Here is a 24,774-nt window from a genome sequence, read left to right on the forward strand (position 1 = left end):
TGTCAGGCGGTCTTACGCAGCACGAGCAGCGAACGCGGCTGCAAGGAGATCTTCTCGCCTGCGGCGACGACGAAGTCGGAGTCGCCCTTGGCGTCGGCGGTGTCCAGATCCGCGGTCCACTCGTCGGCGTAGTCGCCGTGCGGAGCAACGAAGTCCTGCTCGTGGTCGTTTGCGTTGAAGCACAACAGAAACGAGTCGTCGACAACGCGTTCACCGCGTTCGTCGGGCGTCGGAATGGCGTCGCCGTTGAGGAACACCGCCACGCACTTGCCAAGGCCGGTACCCCAGTCTTCCGGTGTCATCTCGGTGCCCGCCGGAGTCAGCCACGCGATGTCGCGGGCCTGGTCGCCGCTGCGAATCGGCTTACCCTCGAAGAAGCGGCGGCGGCGGAACACCGGGTGTTTCTTTCGCAGCTCGCTGACCTTGCGGGTGAAGGTCAACTGGTCGGCGTTGGTCTCGCACATCGACCAGTCCATCCAGCTCAGTTCGGAGTCCTGGCAATAGACGTTGTTGTTGCCCTTCTGGGTGCGCCCGATCTCGTCGCCGTGCGACAGCATCGGGGTGCCCTGGGACAACATGAGCGTCCCCATGATGTTGCGCATCTGCCTGGCGCGCAGCGCCAGGATGTCCGGGTCGTCGGTCGGACCCTCGACACCGCAGTTCCACGACCGGTTGTGGCTCTCGCCGTCGCGGTTGTCCTCGCCGTTGTCCTCGTTGTGTTTCTCGTTGTAGGACACCAGGTCGTTCAGCGGGAACCCGTCATGGCACGTCACGAAGTTGATGCTCGCGCTGGGCCGCCGGCCGGTGGCCTCATAGAGGTCCGACGAGCCGGTCAGCCGTGAAGCGAATTCACCGAGGGTCGCGGGTTCGCCCCGCCAGTAATCACGCACAGTGTCGCGATACTTCCCGTTCCACTCGGTCCACAAACCTGGAAAATTGCCGACTTGATAGCCGCCCTCGCCGACGTCCCACGGCTCCGCGATCAACTTCACCTGACTGATCACGGGATCCTGCTGGACCAGGTCGAAGAACGCTGAGAGTCGGTCGACCTCGTAGAACTCGCGGGCCAGCGCAGAAGCCAGGTCGAACCGGAAACCGTCAACGTGCATGTCGAGCACCCAGTACCGAAGCGAGTCCATGATCAGCTGCAGGGTGTGCGGATGCCGGGGGTTGAGGCTGTTACCGGTGCCGGTGAAGTCGCGGTACAGCCGCAGATCGTCGTCCATCAGCCGGTAATAAGCGGCGTTGTCGATGCCGCGGAAGTTGATCGACGGCCCGAGGTGGTTTCCCTCGGCCGTGTGGTTGTAGACCACATCGAGAATCACCTCGATCCCCGCCTCGTGGAACGTGCGCACCATGGCCTTGAATTCGGCGACGGCACCACCGGCGTGCCTGCTGGACGCGTACTGGTAGTGCGGTGCCAGGAAGCCGAACGTGTTGTAGCCCCAGTAATTTCGCAGCCCCAGGTCGATGAGTCGGTGATCGTGCATGAATTGGTGTACGGGCATCAGCTCGATCGCGGTGACGTTGAGCGACTTGAGATGGTCGATGACGGCGGGGTGCGCCAACCCCGCGTAGGTGCCGCGCTGCTCCTCGGGGATGGCGGGATGGGTCTGGGTGAGCCCTTTGACGTGCGCCTCGTAGATGACGGTCTCGTGATAGGGCGTGCGCGGTGCGCGATCGGACGCCCAGTCGAAGTACGGGTTGATGACGACGCTGGTCATGGTATGGCCGAGCGAGTCGATCCGCGGCGGCGTACCACCCGACGCGAGATCGTCGGCTTCGAGGTCGTAGGAGTACAGCGCCTGGGTGAAGTCGAAGTCACCGTAGAACGATTTTCCGTACGGGTCGAGCAGCAGCTTGCTCGAATCGCATCGATGCCCCGACGCCGGATCCCACGGTCCGTGAACGCGGAAGCCGTAGCGCTGTCCCGGTGTCACCGTCGGCAGGTAGGCATGCCAGACGTAGCCGTCCACCTCCTCGAGGTCGACCCGCTCCTCGGTGCCGTCCTTGGCGATCAGGCAGAGCTCGACCCGCTCGGCGACCTCGGAGAACAGCGAGAAGTTGGTCCCTGCGCCGTCGTAGGTGGCGCCGAGCGGATACGGAGTACCGGGCCACACCGTCTTCGAGGACATCATCCGACCTTATCGGCGGCTGAGGCCGGACGCCCGGTAGTCACCACCAGTGGGTGGCGGCTGCGATCTGGCGTCCCAGCTCGTCGGCCATCGTGCGCATATACGTCTTCGAGATGTGGTGAGAATCGTGGTAGATCAGCACGTTTCCCTCGATCGCGCGGCATACGTCTCTTCGGCACACCGCATCGCTGAGGTCCAGCGGTTTCAGCAGCGGGAACCGATTCACCCACGTCAGCGTGGGGTTGGTCTTGGACAGCACAACGGAGCGCCTGATCCCACACGAGATCCCGTTGCCACCGTCGGCGAGGCAGTCCGCGGGGAAGAACGGCACGCCTCCGCGCACCAGCCATGGGGTGTCGCGCATCGCCAGAATCGGAATGCCGTTGTCGGACAGCTCTTCCCAGATGCCGACGTAGGTGCCCGGCATCACGTCGCCGGTCCTGGTGTTCCACGGCCGGGTCGCGGTGGTGAACACGTAGTCGGGCCGATCGGCGATGATCTTCTTCATCGCCGACTCGTTCCAGGTGTGGCACTTGGGGTAGGGCCGGTTGTCGCCCATCACCAGCGGTACCTCTTCGGTGGTGAGCGGGCAGCCCATCTTGAGGTAGGTGGTCACCTTGAAGTGGTGCAGCTTGCCCAGCAGGTCCAGCGCGGTGATCCAGTGCTCGGCGTGCGATCCGCCTGCCAGCGCGATGGTGTGCGACGCCGACTGATCGCCGTAGCTGCAGCTGATCACGTCGACGGTGTCGAAGTCGCTGATGCAGCCGTCCTCGGTGGTCTCAGGAAGATCCTGCGTCGCCTCGAGGACCGTCGGCCGCATCGGCGCGTCAGGAACCGGAGCGTTGTCGAGAAGCACGTGCGCCCCGGGGTAGTCGAGCGACTCCAGGCTGCCCAGCTGCTCGGCGTTGGCCTGCTGCACTCCGATGTGTTCACGCCAGGAGAACGAGGTCACCGTCAGCCCCACCGCGAGCGCGGCCACGATCGAGCCGAGCACCAGCGTCGGCCTGCGCATCCGCCGGCGCGACGGAAGCCTGCCCCACGGGAGGTTCGCCGTGGCGGCACCGGCGGATCGGTATCGCAGCGGCTTCTCGACGTACTTCGTCGTCAGGAACGCGAGTAGGCCGGACAACAGCAGCACACCCGCGCCGTCGAAGAATTCCGCGTGCGGTCGATCGGCGTAGACGAGCCAGAAGATCAGCAGCGGCCAGTGCCAGAGGTAGAGCGAGTAGGCGATGGACCCGAGCCACACGAACGGCTTCGCAGCCAGCAACCGATTGGGCAGCGGCAGCCTGCCGCCGGTGTGAGGGTCGGCGAGCCGGTTGGCGCCGGCGAGGATGAACAGCATGGTGGCGCCCACCGGCACGAGCGCCCACGGTCCAGGGAACTCCTTGACGCCGTTGATGAGAGCGCCGCAGGACAGAATCGCGGCGAGGGCCACCAGCGCAACCGTCGTCCGCAGCCACATGGGCCAGCGGATGTAACCGATCACGGCACCGACCAACGCCCCGAGCAGCAGCTCCCACCCGCGCGCGAAGCTGTTGTAGTACGCCGTCGCCTGATCGACGTTGTGCGCGAAGATCGCGTACACGAATGAAGCGACGGTCAGCACGGTCAGCAGCACGACGAGCGCCGCACGCATGTGTCTGCCGAGAATCTTGCGGAACAGCAGGGCGAAACCGAAGGTCAACGCGAGGAACGCGATATAGAACTGGCCTTGGACGGACATCGACCAGATGTGTTGCAGCGGGCTGACCGCTTCACCTGCCCGCAGATAGTCCGCGGCGGTGTTGGCCAGTTCCCAGTTCTGGTAGTAGCCGAGGCTGGCCAAGCTCTGGTCGGCGAACGTCTCCCAGCGGGTTTCGGGCTGGATGAGAATGGTCAGAACTCCCGCCGCGGCCAACACCACGACAAGGGCGGGCAGTAGGCGGCGAACAAGCCGGGTGATCTCGGGAACCGGTGACAGCGATGCGCCCGACGTTAGGGCGGTACGTAGCAGGCGCCCGCCGAAGAAGAAGCCGGACAGCGCGAGGAAGACGTCCACGCCACCGGAGACCCGACCGAACCAGACATGAAACACCGCGACGAGGGCGATCGCGATTCCGCGAAGGCCGTCGAGGTCGTGGCGGTAGAAGCCGGACTTGCGGTCAGCCGCCGACGCGCCCTTGGGGGGCGTGACTGCGGTAACCGCTGCCGGCCGGGGCGGGGCGAGGGTCATATCGCGGGATAATCTACCGAAAAACGCTGTGCGACTCATGTCGCTCGTCGCGCCATTAGGCTCATTTCCCGTGCCCGCGTTGACCCCCGCTGAAATCAGCGCCATCGACGCCGCCCACGTGTGGCACCCGTACAGCACGATCGGCGCCGAGTCGATGCCGCCGGCGGTGGCCGTCGGGGCCAACGGGGCGTGGTTGACGCTGGTCGACGGCGACAAGCGGCTCGAGGTGCTCGACGCGATGAGTTCGTGGTGGACCGCCATCCACGGCCACGGCCATCCATCTCTCGACTACGCGATCGCTTCGCAGTTGTCGCGAATGAACCACGTCATGTTCGGTGGCCTCACCCACGAGCCCGCAGCCCGCCTGGCGCAGCTGCTCGTCGAAATCACCCCGGACGGCCTCGACACCGTATTCTTCAGCGACTCCGGATCGGTGTCGGTCGAGGTGGCTGTGAAGATGGCGTTGCAGTACCAACGCAGTCTCGGCCGCCCGGACAAGCACCGGCTGATGACGTGGCGCGGCGGCTACCACGGCGACACCTTCGCGCCGATGAGCGTCTGTGACCCCGATGGCGGCATGCATGCGCTGTGGACCGACATCCTGGCCCATCAGGTCTTCGCGCCCCAGGTGCCCGGCGATTACGACACCGCGTACATCGCCGCATTCGAAGCGCAGCTGGCCGGGCACGCCGACGAGCTCGCCGCCGTCATCGTGGAGCCCGTCGTCCAGGGTGCCGGCGGTATGCGCTTCCACGACCCCCGCTATCTGACCGACCTGCGCGACATCTGCGACCGCCACCAGGTACTGCTGATCTTCGACGAGATCGCCACCGGCTTCGGGCGCACCGGGACGCTGTTCGCGGCCGAGCACGCGGACGTCCGCCCCGACATCATGTGCGTCGGCAAGGCGCTGACCGGCGGCTACCTCAGCCTGGCCGCCACTTTGTGCACAACAGAGATCGCGCACACCATCAGCAGCCACGAACCGGGCGCCCTCATGCACGGACCGACCTTCATGGCCAACGCGCTGGCATGCTCGGTGGCGGTGGCCTCGGTCGAACTGCTGCTCGGCCAGGATTGGCGCACAAGGGTTTCGGAGATCGAAACGGGTCTGCGCGCCGGTCTCGAGCCCGCGCGCGGCCTGTCGGGCGTCGCGGATGTGCGGGTGCTCGGCGCCATCGGCGTCGTCGAGATGGCCGAGCCGGTCGACATGCCGGTGGCGACGGCGGCGGCGCTGAAGCACGGCATCTGGCTGCGCCCGTTCCGCAATCTGGTGTACGCCATGCCGCCCTACATCTGCACGCCGGACGAGATCGGCCAGATCACCTCGGCGATGGTCGGCGTGGCGCGTGCACTAACCTGAACGGTGTTCAAGTGTCGGAAGTCGAGGAGCACTGTGACCCGAGTGAGCGTCTCCCCGTTGGCCTGGCTGGACGACGTGGAGAAGCAGCGTCGCGCGGCCGGGTTGCGTCGCTCGCTGCGCGCGCGCCCGCCGGTCGGCACCGAACTCGACCTGGCGTCCAACGACTATCTCGGCCTTTCCCAGCACCCCGACGTGATCGACGGCGGCGTCGCCGCCCTGCGCACCTGGGGCGCGGGCTCATCGGGCTCCCGGCTGGTGACCGGCAACACCGAACTGCACGAGGGCTTCGAGACCGCGCTGGCCGACTTCGTCGGCGCGCAGTCGGCGCTGGTGTTCTCTTCGGGCTACACCGCCAATCTCGGCGCCGTGGTCGCGCTGTCCGGCCCAGGGTCGCTGCTGGTGTCCGATGCCTACACCCACGCGTCCCTCGTCGATGCCTGCCGGTTATCGCGGGCACGGGTGGCGGTGACACCGCATCGCGACGTGGCGGCGGTGAAGGACGCGCTTGCGTCACGCGACGAGGACCGCGCCGTCGTGATCACCGACTCGGTCTTCAGCGCGGACGGCGACCTGGCCCCGTTGCGTGAACTGCACGACGTCTGCAGGCGTCACGGCGCGCTGCTCATCGTCGACGAGGCCCACGGTCTCGGCGTGCGCGGGACCGGCGGGCGCGGCCTGCTCGAGGAGGTCGGCCTTGCCGGAGCACCCGACGTCGTGATGACCGTGACGATGTCCAAGGCGCTGGGCGCGCAGGGCGGGGCGGTGCTCGGATCCGCCGCCGTGCGCGAGCACCTGATCGACTCCGCGCGGCCGTTCATCTTCGACACCGGGCTGGCCCCTGCCGCGGTCGGTGCGGCATGGGCGGCCCTGCGCGTCCTGGCGGCCGAGCCGTGGCGCGCGCAGAACGTGCTGCGGTTCGCCAACGAACTGGCCGATGTGTGCGACGTCCCCGACCGCCCGGAGTCGGCGGTGGTTTCGGTGATACTCGGTGCGCCAGAGGTCGCCCTCGCCGCGGCGACCGAATGTCTCGCGCGCGGCGTGCGCGTCGGATGCTTCCGACCGCCGACCGTGCCCGCAGGCACGTCGCGGCTGCGGCTCACGGCGCGGGCGTCGCTCTCGAAGGACGAGATGACGGTGGCGCGCGCTGTGCTCACGGAAGTGCTGTCGACGGCTCGCCAGTGAGCATTCTGGTCGTCACGGGCACCGACACCGGGGTGGGCAAGACGGTGGCCACCGCGGCGCTGGCCTGTCATGCGCGGCTCGCCGGTATCGATGTCGCGGTGTGCAAGCCGGTGCAGTCCGGGTCGGCCGACGGCGACGACGACCTGGTCGATGTCGGCCGGCTCGCCGGCATCACCCAGTTACACGGACTCACACGTCTTCCGGAACCGCTGGCGCCCGCAGCCGCCGCGCAGCGGGCAGGCATGCGGTTGCCGAGGGGCGAGGAAATGCGGTCGATGGTCACCGCGGTGGACCGGCCGGACCGGCTGACCCTGGTCGAAGGAGCCGGGGGACTGCTCGTCGAGATCGGAGAGGGCGGCGCGACGCTCCGCGACCTTGCGGTCGACCTCGCCGCGCCGGTACTCGTCGTGGCCAGGGCGGGGTTGGGCACACTCAACCATGTGGCGCTGACGCTGGAAGCGCTCGGTGCACACAACGTGTGGTGTGCAGGCCTTGTCATCGGCGCGTGGCCGTGTGATCCAGGCGTCATCGAGACCGGCAATCGCGATGTGCTGTCGGCGATGGCACCGGTACGTGCCGTATTGCCCGACGGCGCAGGCGCTTTGGCTGCGACGGAGTTCGAATCGATGAGCAGGACGGCATTCGACCCGCAGTGGGTCAGGGGCCTGGTGGGCTGAGATGGTCCACTCCGTCGAATTGCTTTTCGACGATGAGACCGACGCTGCGATGCGGCGCATCTGGGACGAGCTGACCGAGACAGGGGTGCGCAGCCTGGCCGGCTCGACATCACCGAGCAACCGGCCGCACGTCACGCTGGCGGTGGCAGAGCACATGGACGACGGTGTGCACGATGCACTGCGCCCGCTGCTGCGAAAGCTGCCGTTGGCGTGCACGATCGGGGCACCGATGCTCTTCGGCCGGGGGCCGTTCACCCTCGTGCGGCTGCTGATCCCGTCGGCCGAATTGCTTGCGTTACAGGCAGCCGTGCACGACGTGTGTCTGCCGTACATGTCACCGGGCCCGCTGCCGCACGCCGCTCCCGGCCACTGGACGCCGCATGTGACCATGGCGCGGCGAGTCAAGACGGAGAAGTTGGCCGACGCGCTCTCAGTGCAACGTATGTCGCGCGACCGGCGCGCAACGGCGGTGGCGATCCGGCACTGGGACGGCAACAACCGTGTGGAGCACGCGATCACGCAGTAAAGGATGCGTCCTCTCTGAAGCAACCCGGGCTTCGCACTAAGGGACCGTTGCCGCAATGCTTTTCGGTACGCACATGCGCCACGCCTCGACGACGATCTCGCGGAGTTCTGCGGCGTCGATGGCGTCGAGCCGCACGTGGACCCAGTTGAACCGCATGTCGGACTGCCTCGGCAGCATCCGGGCTCGGAGGCCACCAGCCCGGCGCGCTCCTCCTTGGGAAAAGCGAAGCCCATCACCGTCTCGTCGCGGGAGAAGGCGAGATAGACGATCTGCCCGATGCGGAACTTGATCTGATCGCGAACCACGACCTCATACGACCTCGGCAGAGTCGAGGTTATGCGCCGCACATCAGCGACGGTGTTCATGGCGCCGACGTTAGTCGGCTGCTCCGACAACCGGCCGGCGTGCCGCGATGCCGTCGACAAGAAGCGCGAGCCCGAAGCCGAACCGTTCACCCGCGTCGTCGGTGAGGGTCGATTGGTCGTCGGGCAGGTCTGCGCCCGCGGCGTCCCACTGCAGTCGTGACTGCTCGTCGGCGGTGAAGCCCAACACGTAGTAGACGACCGTGCGGGCCGCGAGTTCGGCGTGTGCGGCCTTCACGCCGGCGTCGGCTGCGGCGTCGGCGAGGTCAGCGACGATCCGCGTCATCGCCTGTGATTGACCTGCCGCGAAGCTCGCGGAGACCAACTCGGCGCCGTCGGTGTGCGACAGCAGGGCGTCGCGCAGCCGGCCGCAGACCCCGCCGATCCGTTCCTGCCAGGCCCCGGTGATATCGCCGACAGGCTCCAGGATCCGGTCGGCGATCGCACCGAGAAGCTGCTGCTTGTTGGCGAAATGCCAGTACAGGGCGCCGGGGGAGACATTGAGCTCGCGGCCCAGCCTGCGCATCGTCAGATCGGCGATCCCGTAGTTGTCCAGGATCGCCGTCGCGGCATCGACCACATCGCGTTTGTGCAGCTGCACCCCGCTACCATAACCTGAACGCTGTTCAAGTTCGGCCGATGAGCCCTTGGGCGAAGAGCGAGTAATGAGGAGTGCAGTGACCGACATCCTGACGACCGCCCGCGAGCAGGTGCAAGAGCGAGGTGAGGGGCTGACACAGGATCAGGTGCTGACCGTCCTGCGGCTGCCCGACGACCGCCTCGACGAGCTGCTCGCGCTGGCCCACGACGTACGCATGCGGTGGTGCGGCCCCGAGGTCGAGGTCGAGGGCATCATCAGCCTCAAGACCGGCGGCTGCCCCGAGGACTGTCACTTCTGCTCGCAGTCCGGGCTCTTCGCCTCCCCGGTGCGCAGCGCCTGGCTGGACATCCCCAGCCTGGTGGAAGCCGCCAAGCAGACCGCGAAGTCCGGTGCGACGGAGTTCTGCATCGTGGCCGCCGTGCGCGGCCCCGACGAGCGCCTGCTCGCCCAGGTTGCCGCCGGCATCGAGGCGATCCGCAACGAGGTTGACATCCAGATCGCCTGCTCGCTGGGCATGCTGACGGCCGATCAGGTCGAACGGCTGTCCGAGATGGGCGTACACCGGTACAACCACAACCTCGAGACGGCCAAGTCCTTCTTCCCCGAGGTCGTCACCACCCACACCTGGGACGAGCGCTGGGACACGCTGCTGATGGTCCGCGAAGCCGGCATGGAGGTGTGCTGCGGAGGCATCCTCGGCATGGGGGAGACCCTCGAGCAGCGCGCCGAATTCGCGGCCAACCTGGCTGAGCTCGACCCCCACGAGGTTCCGCTGAACTTCCTCAACCCTCGCCCGGGCACGCCCTTCGGCGATCTGGACGTGCTGCCGGCGTCGGAGGCCCTCAAGGCCGTGGCGGCGTTCCGGCTCGCGCTGCCGCGCACGATGCTGCGCTTCGCGGGCGGTCGCGAGATCACGCTCGGCGACCTCGGAGCCAAGCAGGGCATCCTGGGCGGTATCAACGCTGTCATCGTCGGCAATTACTTGACGACGCTGGGCCGTCCCGCCGAATCCGACCTCGAGTTGCTCGACGATCTGCAGATGCCGATCAAGGCGCTCAACGCCACCATCTAGCGGTGGTTTCACCAGATGGGACCGCCAAGTTCAACGTCTACACTGGCGAGCCCGCAGGCGGTGCCGTGCCAACTGCGGCCCAGCTCGGTCTCGAGCCACCACGCTTCTGTGCGGAATGCGGTAGGCGGATGGTGGTGCAGGTACGCCCCGACGGGTGGTCGGCTAGGTGTTCCCGGCACGGCACGCAGGACAGCAAGGATCTCGACGAGCGATGAATGACGTTGTAGGACCGCGAATTTCACGCGGTCGCGCTGCGGTGACGGTTGTCGTCGGTCTGGCTATCGCCGGCGTGGCGGTTGGTGCGCTCTGGGCGTGGATCGCGCCGCCGATCCATGGCGTCATCGCGTTGACCAAGAGCGGCGATCGGGTGCATGCCGCACTGGGTGCCGAGACCGACAACTTCTTCAACGCGGCGTTTTTGTTCGTGGGTCTCCTCGTGGTGCTTGCCGTGGTGAGCGCTGTGTTGGTGTGGCAGTGGCGCCCCCACCGCGGGCCGTTGTTGTGTGCGGCACTGGCCATCGGGTCAGCTGCGGCAGCCGGTGCCGCGGCAGGTGTGGGTTGGCTGATCGTGCGGGCCCGCTACGACGTCATCGACATCGGCGGTGCGCCGATATCACCGGAGCATCGCGTGGTCTACGTGACGGAGGCGCCGCCGGTGTTCTTCGCGACCTCGGGCTGGTTGATCGCGACGTCGGTTCTTTTCCCGGTGGCGATGGCCGCGCTGGTGTACTCGATGATCGCGGTGTCGTCGGCGCGCGACGATCTGGGCGGCTGGCCGCCCGTCGATCAGCCGGTGCTCCCGCCGCCGGTTGCGGCCGGAAACCCGCTGCCTTCGGCCGGCTGAAACAACTCCACCGGGTTCCCGTCGGGATCCTCGGCTTGGATCTGCCGTCCGCCGGGTCCCTCCTCGGCGGTATTCCGGAATTGCACCCCGTGCGTACGCAGCGATGCGACACACGCATTCAGATCGCGTACTTGGAGCACTATCCGGTTCGATCCCCCGGGTTCCTGGCGGGTCCCGTCAGCCAGCGGGCGCGCGCCTGAGCTGTTGGGTCCGCTGAGCCACAGGGTGAGTGCATCTTTGGCGATGCTCGCGAAGGCCGGACCAGGCCGCCGCACCACGCGAAACCCGAAGTGTTCGGTGTAGAAGGCGACTGCACGGTCGACGTCCGTCACCTGATATCGAACCGCTCCCGCATGGCAATCGGTCATGCGCCCAGCGTGCCACTACGTCGGTCCTTTGTATTGAACGAATTTGACCTAGGTGGCGAGTGCTATGTGATCGTCCTTGGTTTCGATCCGCCTGCTCGACAGGTGCTGCACAGGCGTGAGGCCCGAAAACACTCGGATTTCGCGGATCATGTGCGCTTGATCGGCGTAGCCGCATTCGACGGCGAAGTCCGACCAGTGAGGCGGCACGCAGGACCGCAGTTGCCGCATCGCCCGTTGGAACCGGCGCACACGCGAGAACAGCTTCGGTGTCATGCCCACGCTTGCAGTGAACTTCTTGATCAAATGACGATGACTCAGTCCCGCGCGCTCAGCGATCTGGCCGACCGGAAGAGTCGACGCACCAGGTAGCAGCTCGTGCAAAGCTCCGGCGACGCCGTCAGATTCGACGAAGTCGGAGCGCAGCCTCGACATCAGAGCACACTCGACCACCGCGAAACGCATCGCCGGCGAGCGCGCTTCACACGCCCTTGTCCGTAACCGGTCGGCGTCTGCATTCCACAGTTGATCGAGGTCGACGTGGGTGTCGAGGAGCTCGCTCGACGATGCGCCAAGGAACTGTCGAGCACCGCCCGGTTTGAAGTGGACGCCCAGCATTTCGGAATGGCGGCTGGCGTCGATGTCGAAATATCGACTGTACGGCCCCGCAACGACCGTCCCGGAGAATCGCCGAAACGGGTGGCGCCGTTGCGGATCGGTGATGCTGATGCCGTTGTCGCGCAGATTGATGACGAGCTCGGTCGTGCCGCCGGGCAGTATTCGCTCCGTCGGGTGATTCGGTCCCTCGCTCAAGTACCAGAGGAATTCGACGAAGTCGGACAGCGGGGGCGCAGGCCGGTGGCGGGTGTAATACATCGAAGCTCCTAGGAGCAACGGTACTCGCGCCGGTCAGAGTGGACGGCGCTCTACCGTCCGTCCCGTGGCGACCTTCGCGGCGATCCGCACGAGCCGGGCCATTCCCATATAGGTCATCGGGTTGAGCAGCGTGGGCCACTTGGTCCGGATCAGGTTGTCGCTGAGCGGCTTTTCGGCGAACCGATCGATCAACCAGCGCAGCGCCATCGGCGCCGAGAGCGGATGCAGCAGCATGTGTTCGCTGAACATGTCCCGGTGGTAGGTCACCGACGCGCCGCCGGACTGGTAGGTGTCGGCCAGTTCGTCGATGTCGTCGACCGACACGATCCGATCGTGTACCGCCTGGACAAGCAGCACCGGTGGGGTGGGAACCGCGGTGCCCAGCTTGATGTCGGCGAAGATCTTCTGAAGCTCGGGCAGGTCGAGTATCTCGTTGAGCGGCCTGTCGATCAGCTTGCCCATGTCCATGCCGATCAGCCGCAGGACGGCATGAACGGTCGTCATGTTCTCCGCCCGCAGCAGCATCGCCTTGCCGGTTTCGGTGGCGTGTTCGGAGATGATCCGGTCGAGCTCGGGATAGGCATGTGAGAGCGCGGCCACCACCATCGCGGGTAGCGCGGAATAGAAGCTGCCGTTGAGCCTGCGGAACGTGTTGCCCAGGTCACCGACGGGCGAGCCGAGCACCGCGCCGACGATGTTCAGCTCGGGGGCGTATGTGCCGCTCACCTCGGCCGCCCATGCAGTGGCCAGTCCGCCGCCCGAGTAGCCCCACAGTCCGATCGGCGATGTCTCCGCCAGGCCGAGCCTCTCCGAGCTCAAGGCGGCCCGCAGCCCGTCCAGGATTCGGTAGCCGGGCTCGTATGGCGTGCCCCAGGCTCCCTTGGAGCCCTCGTGGTCGGGCACCGACACCGCCCAGCCCTCGGCCAGCGCCGCAGAGATGAGGAGGAATTCGAACTGCGCCAGTGCTCCCGGGGCGACGGCCCGCCTGCGCAGCGCGTAGGACGGGAAGCAGCGCGACGTGATCGCGTCGATCGCGCACTGGTAGGACACCACGGGGCAGACGTGCCCGGGTGCGCGTTCGGCCGGCGCGATCACCGTGGTGACGCTCGCTTCCGGCACGCCGCGCATATCGGTGGTCCGGTACAGCAGCTGTGTGGCGATGAACTTCTGCGGAATCAGCCCCAGGAAGGCGACCTCGACGTCACGGCTGCGCAGCACCGTGCCCGGCGCGGCGTGCTGGAAACCCTGCGGTGGGTCGTAGAAGGCGTCGTCGCTCGGCAGCACTGGGCGAACGCCGCGCTCCATGTCCTGATGCGGTACGGAACCGATCCACTCGGCATCGGCGATGGGTGCGAGATTGCCCAAGTCCATCCGGCCAGTATTGCTTAAGGAAGCTCTAAGAAGCCAGCCGCCATGCCGTAGGTCATCCCGGCGGGCGCAATGCCGCGAACTCGTCGGTGACCCGGTAGGCGGATTCGGTGAAGCGATACAGGGCCGCCGGCCGTCCGCCGCTGCGGCCCGAGCGCGCGGTGGTACCGGTAGGGACGATGACACCGCGTCGGGCGAGTACGCGTTGCAGGTTCGTCGCGTCGACCTGATGGCCGAGTGCCGCGCCATAGATGTCGCGCAGAGTCGACAGGGCGAATTCTCTTGGTGCCAACGCGAATCCGATGTTCGTATACGACATCTTCGCCACCAGCCGGGTGCGAGCGTGTTCGACCATGGGCCCGTGGTCGAACGCCATCGGCGGCAGCGCGTTCACCGGGTGCCACCGGGTGTCGGACGGTAACTCTGGTGTGGCGGGGGAGGGCACAAGACCCAAGAACGTCGACGCGATGGTGCGCGGGCCGGGAAGCCGGTGTGGGTCCGAGAACACCGCGAGCTGTTCGAGGTGAGCTAACTCACGCAGGTCGACCTTCTCGGCGAGTTGTCGCCGAACTGAACTGGTCATGTCCTCGTCATGACGCAGCTGCCCGCCGGGCAGCGACCACGCGCCGCGCTGCGGCTGCATGGCCCGCTCCCACAGCAGCACGCTGAGCTGCGCGTTCCGGGTGCCCAGCTGCCGAACCTGAAAGACGACGGCCAGCACTTCGTGTGCAGTGCTAGTATTAGCCATGTTTTCGATTGTAAGTCGAAAACCTACTGTAAGCGAGGAGACGGGCATGACGGTGACCGACGAGCGGATCGTCAACGGTCCGACCGGCTATTCCGGCGTCGACGGAGACGAAGAATGGGCCGCCGAGATCCGACGTCTGGCCGACCTTCGTGGTGCGACGCTGCTGGCGCACAACTACCAGCTGCCTGCCATCCAGGATGTCGCCGATCACGTCGGCGATTCGTTGGCGCTGTCGCGGATCGCCGCCGACGTGGCCGAGGAAACCATCGTCTTCTGCGGTGTGCACTTCATGGCCGAGACCGCCAAGATCCTGTCTCCGGAGAAAACCGTGCTGATCCCGGATCAGCGCGCGGGCTGCTCACTGGCCGACTCGATCACCGCCGACGATCTGCGCGCGTGGAAGGCCGAGTATCCCGGCGCGGTCGTCGTGTCCTACGTGAACACCACCGCAGCCGTGAAGGCCGAGACCGACATCTGCTGCACGTCGTCCAACGCGGTCGAGGTGGTGGCCTCCATCCCCGCGGATCGCGACGTGCTGTTCTGCCCGGACCAGTTCCTCGGGGCGCACGTCCGACGCGTCACCGGCCGTGAGAACCTGCACATCTGGGCCGGCGAATGCCACGTGCACGCCGGGATCAACGGCGACGAGCTTGCGGCCAAGGCGCTCGCGCACCCGGACGCCGAACTGTACGTGCACCCCGAATGTGGTTGTGCGACATCGGCCCTCTACCTGGCCGGTGAGGGTGCTTTTCCCGAAGACCGGGTGAAGATCCTGTCGACGGGCGGCATGCTCGATGCCGCCAGGGACACCCGGGCCCGCCAGGTGCTGGTTGCCACCGAGGTCGGAATGCTGCATCAATTGCGGCGCGCCGCACCCGAAGTCGATTTCCGCGCCGTCAACGACCGGGCATCGTGCAAGTTCATGAAGATGATCACCCCCGCCGCGTTGCTGCGCTGTCTGATCGAGGGCGCCGACGAGGTCGACGTCGACCCGGATGTCGCACGCCGCGCGCGGGCGAGCGTGCTGCGGATGATCGAGATCGGCACGCCCGGCGGAGGCGAATGATGTGGCATCAGCGGGCCGACGTGGTGGTCGTCGGCACCGGGGTGGCCGGTCTGGTGGCCGCCCTCGCCGCACACCGGCGCGGCCGCAAGGTCGTCGTGCTGAGCAAGGCCGCCGACACAGCGACCTTCTACGCGCAGGGCGGTATCGCGGTGGTGCTGCCGGACACCGACGATTCGATCGACGCCCACGTCGCCGACACCTTGGCGGCAGGCGCGGGGCTGTGTGACCCGCGGGCCGTCCGGTCCATAGTGTCCGACGGCTACCGCGCCGTCCGCGAACTGGTCGACGACGGAGCGCGGTTCGACGAAGCCGAACCCGGTCGCTGGTCACTGACCCGAGAGGGCGGCCATTCGTGCCGCCGCATCATCCATTCCGGCGGCGACGCAACGGGAGCCGAGGTGCAGCGGGCGCTGGACCACGCCGCGGGCATCCTCGACATTCGACGCAACCACGTCGCGCTCGACGTTCTGCACGCCGACGGCGCGGTGACCGGTGTACATGTCCTCAACGCCGACGGTCCCGGCATCGTGGCTGCACCGTCGGTGGTCCTTGCAACGGGTGGTGTCGGGCACCTGTACTCGGCGACGACGAATCCCGAAGGATCCACCGGTGACGGTGTCGCCCTTGCGTTGTGGGCCGGTGTGCCGATCAGCGACATCGAGTTCATCCAATTCCACCCGACCATGCTGTTCGACGGCAACGCGGGTGGACGTCGGCCGCTGATCACCGAAGCCGTTCGCGGCGAAGGCGGAATCCTCATTGACCGTAAGGGCAATTCGATCACCGCGGGCGTGCACCCGATGGGCGATCTCGCCCCGCGCGATGTCGTCGCCGGCGCCATCGACGCCCGGTTGCGCGAGACGGGTGATCCCTGCGCGTATCTCGACGCCCGCGGCATCGCCGATTTCGATCGGCGGTTCCCGACGGTTACCGCGGCGTGTCTCGCCGCAGGCATCGACCCGACGCGCCAACCGATTCCGGTGGTGCCAGGGGCGCACTACAGCTGCGGCGGCGTCGTCACCGACGTGGACGGGCGCACCGAACTTGCCGGCCTGTTCGCGGCGGGCGAGGTGGCCCGCACCGGGATGCACGGCGCGAACCGGCTGGCGTCCAACAGCCTGCTCGAGGGCCTCGTAGTCGGGGCACGGGCCGGACAGGGGGCGGCTCAGCACGCGGTCGACACCGACGCCACGCGGGCCGAACTCCCCGAAACCGAGACACGACTTGCATTGCCGCGCAGAAAGTTGCAGCGGGCGATGTCACGCTACGCGTCGGTCGTCAGGGACGCCGACGGGCTTGCGCAGCTGACCCGCGAGCTGGAGGCCGCCGATCCGCGAGACCTCGACTGCCGCACCAGTTTCGAGGATGTGGCGTTGACGACCACGGCCCGCGCAGTCGCGGAAGCCGCTCTGGCGCGCACCGAATCGCGGGGCTGCCATCACCGCGCCGATTTCCCGGACACCGACCCGGCCTTGGTCCACAGCAAGGTGTTCGCGCCGGCCTGCTGCTGATGGCACTCAACGAAGACGAGCTGACCGAAGCTCGCAGGGTGATCGCACGCGCCCTCGAGGAAGACCTGCGTTACGGGCCCGATGTGACCACGCTCGCGACGGTGTCTGCAGATGCCACCACGACGGCGGCGATGGTGACGCGGGAACCGGGCGTGATCGCAGGCGTCGACGTCGCCTTGCTCGTCCTCGACGAGGTGCTCGGCCCCGACGGCTACCGGCTGAAGGAGCGAGTGGAAGACGGGGCGCGCCTCGACGCGGGCGGTGTGGTGCTGGTCGTCGAGGCGGCGACACGGGGCCTGCTGACCGCAGAGCGCACGATGCTGAACCTGGTCTGCCACCTGTCGGGCATCGCGACGGCCACCTCGGCCTGGGTCGATGCTGTCGATGGCACCAAGGCGAAGATCCGCGACACCCGCAAGACGCTGCCCGGGCTTCGGGCCCTGGAGAAGTACGCCGTGCGCGTCGGCGGCGGAGTCAACCACCGGATGGGCCTCGGCGACGCGGCGCTGATCAAGGACAACCACGTTGCCGCGGCCGGCTCGGTAGTGGCTGCGCTGCACGCGGTCCGCGAGGCAGCGCCGGATCTGCCGTGCGAGGTCGAGGTGGACTCGCTGGAGCAACTCGACGAGGTGCTCGCCCAGGACGTGGAACTCGTTCTGCTGGACAACTTCCCGGTGTGGGAAACGCAGATCGCGGCGCAGCGGCGCGATGCTCGCGCGCCCAAGACGAAGCTGGAGTCCTCGGGTGGGCTTTCGCTCGACACCGCCGCCGAATACGCGGGTACGGGCGTCGACTACCTGGCGGTCGGCGCGCTCACCCACTCCGTGCGTGTCCTCGATATCGGCCTGGACCTCTAGCGCTTCAGAAGGGTGCCCGCTGCCACCTTCGCCGACTCGAGTGCCGCCGGGTCGCCGGCGATGCGGGACAGGATCAACGCACCTTCGATCAGCGCGATGACCGCGAGCGCCGTCCGCTCGGCATCGTGCTCGGTCCAGCCGTCGCCGCGCAGTCGCTTGGCGACCGCGGCGGTCCAGCCCGCGAACGCGCGGGCCGACGCATCGCGCACCTGTTGGCTGGCATTGACCGACTCGGTCGCAATGGGTTCGATCGGGCACCCGTCGCGACCGTCGGACGCCAACTGCCCGATGAGCAGGTCGATCCAGCCGCTGACGATGTCGGCCACCGAAGAGTCACTGTCGAGGAATCGGCGCAGCAGGCGTTCGATCTCACCCCCTGCCGACTCGACGACGGCGGCCGCGAGCTCCTGCTTCCCGTTCGGGAAGTGGTGATACAGCGAGCCGGCCTTGACGTCCGCGGTCTCGAGGATCTGGTTGACGCCGGTGGCCGCGTAGCCCTGCCTGCGAAACAGCAGGGCTGCGGTGTCGATCAGCGCGGCGCGGCTTCGGTCAGGGCGGGGCATCCCTTGACAATACTAGAACGGTCGCTCAAGAATACTTGAACGACCACTAAAGAAGGGCCGCGCGATGCGACAGCTTGTGTTCTCCGAAGCCGGGCGATACGTGTGGCGGGAAGCCGCCGACCCGCAGGTCACCGACAGCAGACAGGCGGTCGTCCGTCCGGTGGCGGTGGCCTGCTGCGACCTGGACGTCGGCGTGTCGCAGGGCATGCTGCCGATGCCGCCGGGGCACGCAGTCGGCCATGAGGGGCTCGCCGAGGTCGTTGCCGTCGGCGACGACGTCACCACGGTCGGGGTCGGCGACCGGGTGGTCGTGCCGTTTCAGATCAACTGTGGCCAGTGCAGCGCCTGCAAACGGGGCGTCACGGGTTCGTGCGCGTCACTTCCGCTGATGTCGATGTACGGCATGGCACCGCTGGCAGGCATGGACGGCGGCGGGTTCATGGCAGACCTCGTGCTCGTACCGTTCGCCGACGCGATGTTGCTGACGGTCCCCGCCGAGCTCGATCCCGTCGCTGTCGCGTCGCTGTCGGACAACATCCCCGACGGCTGGCGCGGTGTGGGTCCGTACCGGGCCGAGCTGGCAGCTCTCGACGAGGTCGATCGCCGGGTGCTGGTAGTCGGTCGGTTGTCGATCGGTTTGTACGCCGCGGCATTCGGGCTGGCGTACGGTGCGCAGGTCGACTACGTCGATACCGACCAACAACGGCTGGCGGTGGCAGAGAAGCTCGGCGCCCGCGTGCACGACCGGCCCCGGCCGGACAAGTCGTGGGACCCGTATCCGGTCACCGTGCACACGTCGATGGACCCGTCGGTGCTCGCCGCCACCCTCCGCGCCACCTGGCCCGACGGCGTCTGCACAGACACGGGCATCTATTTCACCGACGGGGTTAAGCTGCCGCTGCTGCCGATGTACACCACGGGCGTGCGCTTCGTCACCGGCCGCGTCAACGCCCGCGCGGTCATCCCCCATATTCTCGAATTGCTCTCTGCGACATGCGATCTCTCGCCCGCGGTGGACCGAGTGGTGCCGTGGGATGACGCGTCGTCGGTGTGGCCGACGATGACGGGGAAGACGGTGTTCACGCGGTAGCAGGGCCGCGCCGGACCAGCGAAAGCACCACTGCCGCAGCGGCGAACAGCCCGGAGAACACGCGGTTGACGACGGTCTGCTTACGCGGAGTGTGCATCCACTTGAGCAGCCTGACCGACAGCGCGGTGTAGAGGCCCATCACCACGAGGTCGACGCCCACCATCGTCGCGCCGATGGCCAGGTATTGCGGCATCAGCGGTGCGGTGGGCACGACGAACTGGGGCAGGACCGCCAGGAAGAACACCAGCCCCTTGGGGTTGGTGGCGTTGACAAGGAAGCCTCGCACCACGAGCGAAAGCCTTCCGCCGCCCATCGCCTTGCCGACCTGCTCACGCAGATCGACAGTGGCGCTGCGCCATTGCCGGACAGCGAGGTACACCAGGTACGCCACGCCGATCCACTTGATCACGTTGAAGGCGACGATCGAGTTCGTGACGACCGCACCGAGTCCCGCTGCCACGAGGGCAAGCTGCAGCATCAGGCCGATTTCCAGGCCGAGGATGCTCCAATAACCGCGCCGCACACCGTGGGTGAGCCCGGTGGCCATCGACTGGATGGCGCCTGCTCCTGGAGAGACCGCGATCGCGATCGCCGCGCCCACGAACGACAGCCACACTTCCCACGCCATCGCGACAGTCTGTCACGCGATGTCGGCGACGAGCACTCCCATTTTCCGGGCCTGGATGCGGGCCATGAAGGGCAGGCCGGCGGCGTCCCCACCGGCAGGCACGATCCGCGGGTTGACGATGTGCACTGTGCGCGAGCCGAAGACCACGTCGGCCTCGTTTGCGGCAAGCACGTTCTTCACCCAGTCGGTCTTTCCGTGGCCGAGCACGATCGCCAACGTGCCGTCTTTCCGGAAGGGCGTCACCACGGTCTCGTAGGACTTGCCCGATCTGCGGCCGCGATGCTTGATCTTCGCCACTCCCGGCATGACCCGGGCAATGCGATTGACCAGCGGATTCATGTACCTGATCTGTAAGCGCTCAACCGCGGGCGGAAAAACCATCGGTACGCCCGGTGCGTTGTTGGGGTGTTCCTTTGCCGACATGAGCCTTGACGATACGCATGGCGGAGGCACCTCGCCGTTACTCTTGCGCGCATGGCAGAGCATTCAGGGTCTTCAAGGGGTTTCATTGTTTCCGTCGCTGCGCTCGTCGTTGCGCTGGTCGCCGCCGGTCTCGCGGTGTGGGCGTTGCTGAGCAAGCCGTCCACTGAGGGGCAGGTCTTCACGGGCACCGCTACCGAGGATCCCAAGGGCAGCATCTGCGAGACGTTCAACGTCATCCGCAACGGCGTTCAGATCAACACGAACCTACAGCCCCCTGGCGGACCCGAAGATGTCACCGGCTCGATGGCGGTCGCCGCCAACGCCCGCCTGGCCCTCTACGACGGCGGTCAGTACCTGCTTGCGCGGCTTCAGCCCGACACGCCGCCCGAGCTGGCCGATGCCATTCGGAAGTTCGCCAACAACCTGATGGACATCGGCGCGAGGTCCACATCCGGTATTCCCAACTCAGATCCAGGCCAGGCTGCGCGGCTCAAGGAAGCCGACGAGGCCAACAAGACCATCACCGATCTCTGCAAGTGAGGGCTCGCGACTTCTGAGCGGTCACGCGGCACCGGCTGCCGCGGCGATATCGATTTGGGCTGTTCTGGGACAATAGGTGCGTGAGCGCATCGTCACCCCGCATGGCCCGCATGGATCTGCGTGGCGCCGACCTGTCTGCCGCCCGGCTGAGGTCGACGCTGCCGCGTGGTGGCGTGGACGTCGACGCGGTGGTGCCGAAGGTCCGGCCGATCGTCGATGCCATCGCCGACCGGGGCGCTTCAGCAGCGTTGGAGTTCGGCGAGTCGTTTGACGGCGTGCGGCCTGCTCAGCTGCGGGTTCCCGCCGCTGAACTGCAGAACGCACTCGACCGGCTGGCGCGCGACGTTCGCACCGCGCTCGAGGTGGCGATCGACCGCACCCGCGTGGTGCACGCCGATCAGCGGCGCACCGACACCACCACGACTCTCGCGCCCGGGGCCACGGTGACCGAGCGCTGGGTTCCCGTCGAGCGCGTCGGTCTGTACGTGCCGGGCGGCAACGCGGTCTACCCGTCGAGCGTGGTGATGAACGTCGTGCCAGCTCAAACCGCGGGAGTGGACTCACTGGTCATCGCGAGCCCGCCGCAGGTCGAGTTCGACGGCCTGCCGCACCCCACGATCCTGGCCGCCGCGCGCCTGCTCGGCGTCGACGAGGTGTGGGCGGTGGGCGGCGCCCAGGCCGTCGCACTGCTGGCCTACGGGGGAACCGACACCGACGGCGCTGAGCTGGCGCCGGTCGACATGGTCACCGGACCGGGCAACATCTACGTCACCGCCGCCAAACGGATCTGCCGTTCGCAGATCGGTATCGACGCCGAAGCCGGGCCAACCGAAATCGCGATCCTGGCCGATCACACCGCCGACCCCGGACACGTCGCCGCCGATCTCATCAGTCAGGCCGAACACGACGAGATGGCCGCCAGTGTGCTCGTCACACCGAGCGCCGAACTCGCTGATGCCACCGACCGTGAACTCGCCGTCCAACTGGAGACCACTGTCCACCGCGAACGGGTGACCGCGGCGCTGACCGGACGGCAGTCGGCAACGGTGCTCGTCGACGACATCGATGCAGGCATCAAGACCGTTAACGCCTACGCCGCCGAGCATCTGGAGATACAGACCGCCGACGCACGCGCGGTGGCGGGTCGGATCCGCTCTGCAGGCGCGATTTTCGTCGGCGCCTACTCCCCCGTGAGCCTCGGCGATTACTGCGCGGGCTCAAACCACGTGCTTCCGACGGCGGGCTGTGCACGGCACTCCAGCGGCCTTTCCGTGCAGACGTTCCTGCGCGGCATCCACGTCGTGGACTACGACGAGGCAGCGCTCAAGGATGTGTCCGGACATGTCATCACGCTCGCCGAGGCCGAGAACTTGCCCAGCCACGGGGAGGCGGTGCGCCGGAGGTTCGAAACGTGACGCCAGGTACCAAGGTGACGCTGGCGGATCTGCCTCTGCGCGACGACTTACGTGGTAAATCGCCCTACGGTGCACCGCAACTCGCAGTTCCGGTGCGGTTGAACACCAACGAGAATCCGCACCCGCCGACGCAGGCACTCATCGACGACGTCACCAACTCCGTCCGTGCGGTGGCTGGCGACCTACACCGCTATCCCGACCGCGATGTGGTGGCGTTGCGCACCGACCTGGCGGCGTATCTGACGGCGCAGACCGGTGTCGACCTCGGTGTCGAGAACGTCTGGGCCGCGAACGGTTCCAATGAGATCCTGCAGCAGCTGCTGCAGGCGTTCGGCGGCCCGGGCCGCAGCGCGATCGGCTTCGTGCCGTCGTACTCGATGCACCCGATCATCTCCGACGGCACCCGGACGGAGTGGCTCGTCGCCGACCGTGCCGACGACTTCAGCCTCGACGCCGAGGTGGCCTTGCATTCCATCAAGGAGCGCAACCCCGACGTCGTGTTCGTTGCGAGCCCGAACAACCCGTCGGGGCAAAGTGTCTCGCTCGACGAACTGCGTCGGCTCCTCGAAGCGATGACGGGCGGTGTGCTGATCCTCGACGAGGCCTACGGCGAGTTCTCGTCGCAGCCGAGTGCGGTGAACCTGATCGGCGAGTTTCCGACCAAGCTCGTCGTCACTCGCACGATGAGCAAGGCGTTCGCGTTCGCCGGCGGCAGGCTCGGATACCTGATCGCCGCACCCGCCGTAATCGACGCGATGCTGCTCGTACGGCTGCCGTATCACCTCTCGTCGGTCACCCAGGCCTCGGCACGCGCCGCGCTGCGTCACGCCGACGACACCCTGGCCAGCGTCGACACTTTGATAGCCGAACGCATCCGTGTCTCAGACGCCTTGTCCAGCATGGGTTTCCGTGTCATCGCGAGCGATGCGAACTTCATTCTGTTCGGTGAATTCGCCGACGCGCCCGCCACCTGGCAACGCTATCTGGACGCAGGCATCCTCATCCGCGACGTGGGTATCGAGGGATATCTGCGCGCCACCATCGGCCTCGCCGACGAGAACGACGCGCTGCTGGAAGCCAGCGCACGAATAGGAGCACAGTGACCACCAACCGTCGCGCCCGCGTCGAACGCAAGACCAAGGAATCCGACATCGTCGTCGAACTCGACCTCGACGGCACCGGAGCCGTCGAGATCTCAACGGGTGTCCCGTTCTACGACCACATGCTGACCGCACTGGGCAGCCACGCCAGCTTCGATCTGACCGTCCGGGCCAAGGGCGACGTCGAGATCGAGGGTCACCACACGATCGAGGACACCGCGATTGTCTTTGGTCAGGCGCTGCGTGAAGCGCTCGGCGACAAGAAGGGCATCCGCCGGTTCGGCGATGCCTTCATTCCGATGGACGAAACGCTCGCGCACGCCGCCGTGGACGTGTCGGGGCGGCCCTACTGTGTGCACGGTGGCGAGCCGGAGCACATGCTGCACAGCACGATCGCCGGTTCGGAGGTGCCGTATCACACGGTGATCAACCGGCACGTCTTCGAGACCATCGCCATGAACGCCCGCATCGCTCTGCACGTGCGGACGCTGTACGGTCGCGACCCGCACCACATCACCGAGGCTCAATACAAAGCCGTCGCGCGCGCGTTGCGGCAGGCCGTCGAACACGACCCACGGGTGACCGGTGTGCCGTCCACCAAAGGCACCTTGTGACAACGAGATCCGTTGTTGTACTCGACTACGGCTCGGGCAACCTCCGCTCGGCACAGCGGGCCCTGGAGCGGGTGGGCGCCGACGTCGAGGTGACCTCCGACGCAGATGCGGCGGCGCGGGCCGACGGATTGGTGGTGCCCGGCGTCGGCGCCTACCAGGCCTGCATGACCGGACTGCGGGAGATCGGTGGCGAGAAGATCATTGCCGAAAGAGTCGCCGCGGGTCGTCCGGTGCTCGGTGTCTGCGTGGGCATGCAGATTCTGTTCGCGCGCGGCGTGGAGTTCGGCGTGGAGTCCGAGGGCTGCGGCCAGTGGCCTGGTGCGGTGGTTCGACTGGATGCACCGGTCATCCCGCACATGGGCTGGAACGTCGTCGACGCCGCTGCGGGCAGCGCGTTGTTCAGGGGCCTTGACCCGACGACGCGGTTTTACTTCGTGCACTCTTACGCCGCCCAAGCATGGGAGGGCGACGCCGACGCGCGGCTGACCTGGGCAACCCATAACGTGCCATTTCTGGCCGCCGTCGAGGACGGGGCGCTGTCGGCAACGCAGTTCCACCCCGAGAAGAGCGGCGACGCGGGTGCGACCTTGCTCGCCAATTGGGTATCGGACCTGTGATGACGCTAGGTTGTCC

The 24,774-nt window shown here is 67.1% G+C and carries 26 protein-coding genes; 16 read left to right on the forward strand and 10 right to left on the reverse strand.

The features are described from left to right. Positions 1-2: 2 nt before the first annotated feature. Positions 3-2,135, reverse strand: a complete 2,133-nt coding sequence (glgX, locus tag C6A82_RS12735) for a glycogen debranching protein GlgX (protein ID WP_105342543.1) — start codon at positions 2,133-2,135, stop codon at positions 3-5. Positions 2,136-2,175: 40 nt separating this feature from the next. Beyond that, a complete protein-coding gene (locus tag C6A82_RS12740) occupies positions 2,176-4,350 on the reverse strand; it encodes an acyltransferase family protein (RefSeq protein ID WP_105342542.1) in 2,175 nt (724 codons plus the stop codon). Positions 4,351-4,387: 37 nt separating this feature from the next. Here C6A82_RS12740 and C6A82_RS12745 point away from each other — a divergent pair, with 37 nt between their 5' ends. The 4 genes from C6A82_RS12745 to C6A82_RS12760 are packed head-to-tail and all read left to right on the forward strand — an operon-like array spanning position 4,388 to position 8,098. Then, positions 4,388-5,713: an adenosylmethionine--8-amino-7-oxononanoate transaminase gene (locus tag C6A82_RS12745; RefSeq protein WP_199193625.1), complete on the forward strand. Its 1,326-nt coding sequence runs from the start codon at positions 4,388-4,390 to the stop codon at positions 5,711-5,713. A 33-nt stretch (positions 5,714-5,746) separates the two neighbouring features. Next, positions 5,747-6,895, forward strand: coding sequence for an 8-amino-7-oxononanoate synthase (locus C6A82_RS12750; protein ID WP_105342538.1), 1,149 nt, complete (start codon positions 5,747-5,749; stop codon positions 6,893-6,895). Next, a complete protein-coding gene (gene bioD, locus C6A82_RS12755) occupies positions 6,892-7,572 on the forward strand; it encodes a dethiobiotin synthase (protein WP_105342536.1) in 681 nt (226 codons plus the stop codon). The genes C6A82_RS12750 and bioD overlap by 4 nt, the downstream gene beginning before the upstream one ends. Before the next feature lies 1 nt (position 7,573). Continuing rightward, positions 7,574-8,098, forward strand: coding sequence for a 2'-5' RNA ligase family protein (locus tag C6A82_RS12760; RefSeq protein WP_311101813.1), 525 nt, complete (start codon positions 7,574-7,576; stop codon positions 8,096-8,098). Positions 8,099-8,473: 375 nt separating this feature from the next. Here C6A82_RS12760 and C6A82_RS12770 read toward each other — a convergent pair whose 3' ends face one another. Continuing rightward, positions 8,474-9,148 carry a TetR/AcrR family transcriptional regulator C-terminal domain-containing protein gene (locus tag C6A82_RS12770; protein WP_396836796.1) on the reverse strand — a complete coding sequence of 225 codons (675 nt, stop codon included), beginning with the start codon at positions 9,146-9,148 and terminating at the stop codon, positions 8,474-8,476. Here C6A82_RS12770 and bioB point away from each other — a divergent pair. The 3 genes from bioB to C6A82_RS12785 are packed head-to-tail and all read left to right on the forward strand — an operon-like array spanning position 9,138 to position 10,977. Then, entirely contained in the window at positions 9,138-10,133 is a 996-nt protein-coding gene (bioB, locus tag C6A82_RS12775) for a biotin synthase BioB (RefSeq protein WP_199193998.1), read from the forward strand. The two genes, C6A82_RS12770 and bioB, sit on opposite strands and share 11 nt — an antisense overlap. 2 nt (positions 10,134-10,135) lie before the next feature. Continuing rightward, entirely contained in the window at positions 10,136-10,348 is a 213-nt protein-coding gene (locus C6A82_RS12780) for a hypothetical protein (protein WP_105349488.1), read from the forward strand. Continuing rightward, positions 10,345-10,977 carry a DUF2567 domain-containing protein gene (locus tag C6A82_RS12785; protein ID WP_105349487.1) on the forward strand — a complete coding sequence of 211 codons (633 nt, stop codon included), beginning with the start codon at positions 10,345-10,347 and terminating at the stop codon, positions 10,975-10,977. Before C6A82_RS12780 ends, C6A82_RS12785 begins: the two co-directional genes overlap by 4 nt. Here the strand turns inward: C6A82_RS12785 and C6A82_RS12790 are convergent. Genes C6A82_RS12790 through C6A82_RS12805 form a run of 4 tightly spaced genes read right to left on the reverse strand, consistent with a single transcriptional unit; the run spans position 10,920 to position 14,334 of the window. Beyond that, positions 10,920-11,345, reverse strand: a complete 426-nt coding sequence (locus tag C6A82_RS12790) for a VOC family protein (RefSeq protein ID WP_105349486.1) — start codon at positions 11,343-11,345, stop codon at positions 10,920-10,922. The genes C6A82_RS12785 and C6A82_RS12790 overlap by 58 nt on opposite strands. Positions 11,346-11,393: 48 nt before the next feature. Continuing rightward, positions 11,394-12,218, reverse strand: a complete 825-nt coding sequence (locus tag C6A82_RS12795; protein WP_105349485.1) for a DUF6597 domain-containing transcriptional factor — start codon at positions 12,216-12,218, stop codon at positions 11,394-11,396. 33 nt (positions 12,219-12,251) lie between these two features. Beyond that, positions 12,252-13,589: a lipase family protein gene (locus C6A82_RS12800; protein ID WP_105349484.1), complete on the reverse strand. Its 1,338-nt coding sequence runs from the start codon at positions 13,587-13,589 to the stop codon at positions 12,252-12,254. Positions 13,590-13,641: 52 nt separating this feature from the next. Beyond that, the gene (locus C6A82_RS12805; protein WP_105349483.1) at positions 13,642-14,334 is read right to left on the reverse strand and encodes an NrtR DNA-binding winged helix domain-containing protein; all 693 of its coding nucleotides are present in this window, start codon (positions 14,332-14,334) and stop codon (positions 13,642-13,644) included. A gap of 46 nt (positions 14,335-14,380) precedes the next feature. On the opposite strand from C6A82_RS12805, the gene nadA reads away from it, so the two are divergent. From nadA to nadC, 3 genes are read left to right on the forward strand one after another with little or no spacing between them, the layout of a single operon-like run. After that, complete coding sequence (gene nadA, locus C6A82_RS12810; RefSeq protein ID WP_105349482.1) at positions 14,381-15,400, forward strand: quinolinate synthase NadA; 1,020 nt, start codon at positions 14,381-14,383, stop codon at positions 15,398-15,400. After that, positions 15,400-16,911: an L-aspartate oxidase gene (locus tag C6A82_RS12815; protein WP_105349498.1), complete on the forward strand. Its 1,512-nt coding sequence runs from the start codon at positions 15,400-15,402 to the stop codon at positions 16,909-16,911. Before nadA ends, C6A82_RS12815 begins: the two co-directional genes overlap by 1 nt. After that, positions 16,911-17,768 (forward strand): carboxylating nicotinate-nucleotide diphosphorylase, encoded by an 858-nt coding sequence (nadC, locus tag C6A82_RS12820; RefSeq protein ID WP_105349481.1) that lies wholly within the window; start codon positions 16,911-16,913, stop codon positions 17,766-17,768. The genes C6A82_RS12815 and nadC overlap by 1 nt, the downstream gene beginning before the upstream one ends. Here nadC and C6A82_RS12825 read toward each other — a convergent pair. Beyond that, complete coding sequence (locus C6A82_RS12825) at positions 17,765-18,331, reverse strand: TetR/AcrR family transcriptional regulator (RefSeq protein ID WP_105349480.1); 567 nt, start codon at positions 18,329-18,331, stop codon at positions 17,765-17,767. The genes nadC and C6A82_RS12825 overlap by 4 nt on opposite strands. Positions 18,332-18,395: 64 nt before the next feature. Between C6A82_RS12825 and C6A82_RS12830 the strand changes: the two genes are divergently transcribed. Next, positions 18,396-19,421, forward strand: a complete 1,026-nt coding sequence (locus C6A82_RS12830; RefSeq protein ID WP_105349479.1) for an alcohol dehydrogenase catalytic domain-containing protein — start codon at positions 18,396-18,398, stop codon at positions 19,419-19,421. Here the strand turns inward: C6A82_RS12830 and C6A82_RS12835 are convergent. Together C6A82_RS12835 and C6A82_RS12840 are read right to left on the reverse strand one after the other, a co-directional pair. Further along, positions 19,411-20,049 carry a LysE family transporter gene (locus tag C6A82_RS12835; RefSeq protein ID WP_105349478.1) on the reverse strand — a complete coding sequence of 213 codons (639 nt, stop codon included), beginning with the start codon at positions 20,047-20,049 and terminating at the stop codon, positions 19,411-19,413. The two genes, C6A82_RS12830 and C6A82_RS12835, sit on opposite strands and share 11 nt — an antisense overlap. Before the next feature lie 12 nt (positions 20,050-20,061). Next, the gene (locus tag C6A82_RS12840; RefSeq protein ID WP_105349477.1) at positions 20,062-20,472 is read right to left on the reverse strand and encodes a nitroreductase family deazaflavin-dependent oxidoreductase; all 411 of its coding nucleotides are present in this window, start codon (positions 20,470-20,472) and stop codon (positions 20,062-20,064) included. 51 nt (positions 20,473-20,523) lie between these two features. On the opposite strand from C6A82_RS12840, the gene C6A82_RS12845 reads away from it, so the two are divergent. The 5 genes from C6A82_RS12845 to hisH all read left to right on the forward strand — a co-directional run bounded on the left by C6A82_RS12845 (position 20,524) and on the right by hisH (position 24,758). Beyond that, the gene (locus C6A82_RS12845; protein ID WP_105349476.1) at positions 20,524-21,012 is read left to right on the forward strand and encodes a hypothetical protein; all 489 of its coding nucleotides are present in this window, start codon (positions 20,524-20,526) and stop codon (positions 21,010-21,012) included. A gap of 101 nt (positions 21,013-21,113) precedes the next feature. Then, a complete protein-coding gene (hisD, locus tag C6A82_RS12850; RefSeq protein ID WP_105349475.1) occupies positions 21,114-22,427 on the forward strand; it encodes a histidinol dehydrogenase in 1,314 nt (437 codons plus the stop codon). Beyond that, positions 22,424-23,530, forward strand: coding sequence for a histidinol-phosphate transaminase (locus C6A82_RS12855; RefSeq protein WP_105349474.1), 1,107 nt, complete (start codon positions 22,424-22,426; stop codon positions 23,528-23,530). Before hisD ends, C6A82_RS12855 begins: the two co-directional genes overlap by 4 nt. Continuing rightward, positions 23,527-24,141, forward strand: a complete 615-nt coding sequence (gene hisB / locus C6A82_RS12860) for an imidazoleglycerol-phosphate dehydratase HisB (RefSeq protein WP_105349473.1) — start codon at positions 23,527-23,529, stop codon at positions 24,139-24,141. The genes C6A82_RS12855 and hisB overlap by 4 nt, the downstream gene beginning before the upstream one ends. Then, on the forward strand, positions 24,138-24,758 hold the full coding sequence (hisH, locus tag C6A82_RS12865) for an imidazole glycerol phosphate synthase subunit HisH (protein ID WP_105349472.1): 621 nt from the start codon (positions 24,138-24,140) through the stop codon (positions 24,756-24,758). The genes hisB and hisH overlap by 4 nt, the downstream gene beginning before the upstream one ends. Positions 24,759-24,774: the final 16 nt, after the last annotated feature.

The sequence above is a fragment of the Mycobacterium sp. ITM-2016-00318 genome (assembly GCF_002968285.2).
Classification (GTDB): Bacteria; Actinomycetota; Actinomycetes; order Mycobacteriales; family Mycobacteriaceae; genus Mycobacterium.

What these genes read in the sequence shown, in the direction of transcription:
- C6A82_RS12845 (WP_105349476.1), top strand. Translation starts at nt 20,524, where the DNA reads ATGGCAGAGCATTCAGGGTCTTCAAGGGGTTTCATTGTTTCCGTCGCT.
- hisD (WP_105349475.1), top strand. Translation starts at nt 21,114, where the DNA reads ATGGCCCGCATGGATCTGCGTGGCGCCGACCTGTCTGCCGCCCGGCTG.
- C6A82_RS12830 (WP_105349479.1), top strand. Translation starts at nt 18,396, where the DNA reads ATGCGACAGCTTGTGTTCTCCGAAGCCGGGCGATACGTGTGGCGGGAA.
- C6A82_RS12740 (WP_105342542.1), bottom strand. Translation starts at nt 4,350, where the DNA reads ATGACCCTCGCCCCGCCCCGGCCGGCAGCGGTTACCGCAGTCACGCCC.
- C6A82_RS12790 (WP_105349486.1), bottom strand. Translation starts at nt 11,345, where the DNA reads ATGACCGATTGCCATGCGGGAGCGGTTCGATATCAGGTGACGGACGTC.
- C6A82_RS12800 (WP_105349484.1), bottom strand. Translation starts at nt 13,589, where the DNA reads ATGGACTTGGGCAATCTCGCACCCATCGCCGATGCCGAGTGGATCGGT.
- nadC (WP_105349481.1), top strand. Translation starts at nt 16,911, where the DNA reads ATGGCACTCAACGAAGACGAGCTGACCGAAGCTCGCAGGGTGATCGCA.
- C6A82_RS12815 (WP_105349498.1), top strand. Translation starts at nt 15,400, where the DNA reads ATGTGGCATCAGCGGGCCGACGTGGTGGTCGTCGGCACCGGGGTGGCC.
- C6A82_RS12745 (WP_199193625.1), top strand. Translation starts at nt 4,388, where the DNA reads ATGTCGCTCGTCGCGCCATTAGGCTCATTTCCCGTGCCCGCGTTGACC.
- C6A82_RS12835 (WP_105349478.1), bottom strand. Translation starts at nt 20,049, where the DNA reads ATGGCGTGGGAAGTGTGGCTGTCGTTCGTGGGCGCGGCGATCGCGATC.
- nadA (WP_105349482.1), top strand. Translation starts at nt 14,381, where the DNA reads ATGACGGTGACCGACGAGCGGATCGTCAACGGTCCGACCGGCTATTCC.
- C6A82_RS12770 (WP_396836796.1), bottom strand. Translation starts at nt 9,148, where the DNA reads ATGTCGGTCACTGCACTCCTCATTACTCGCTCTTCGCCCAAGGGCTCA.
- C6A82_RS12805 (WP_105349483.1), bottom strand. Translation starts at nt 14,334, where the DNA reads ATGGCTAATACTAGCACTGCACACGAAGTGCTGGCCGTCGTCTTTCAG.
- C6A82_RS12760 (WP_311101813.1), top strand. Translation starts at nt 7,574, where the DNA reads ATGGTCCACTCCGTCGAATTGCTTTTCGACGATGAGACCGACGCTGCG.
- C6A82_RS12795 (WP_105349485.1), bottom strand. Translation starts at nt 12,218, where the DNA reads ATGTATTACACCCGCCACCGGCCTGCGCCCCCGCTGTCCGACTTCGTC.
- glgX (WP_105342543.1), bottom strand. Translation starts at nt 2,135, where the DNA reads ATGTCCTCGAAGACGGTGTGGCCCGGTACTCCGTATCCGCTCGGCGCC.
- C6A82_RS12825 (WP_105349480.1), bottom strand. Translation starts at nt 18,331, where the DNA reads ATGCCCCGCCCTGACCGAAGCCGCGCCGCGCTGATCGACACCGCAGCC.
- C6A82_RS12785 (WP_105349487.1), top strand. Translation starts at nt 10,345, where the DNA reads ATGAATGACGTTGTAGGACCGCGAATTTCACGCGGTCGCGCTGCGGTG.
- C6A82_RS12840 (WP_105349477.1), bottom strand. Translation starts at nt 20,472, where the DNA reads ATGTCGGCAAAGGAACACCCCAACAACGCACCGGGCGTACCGATGGTT.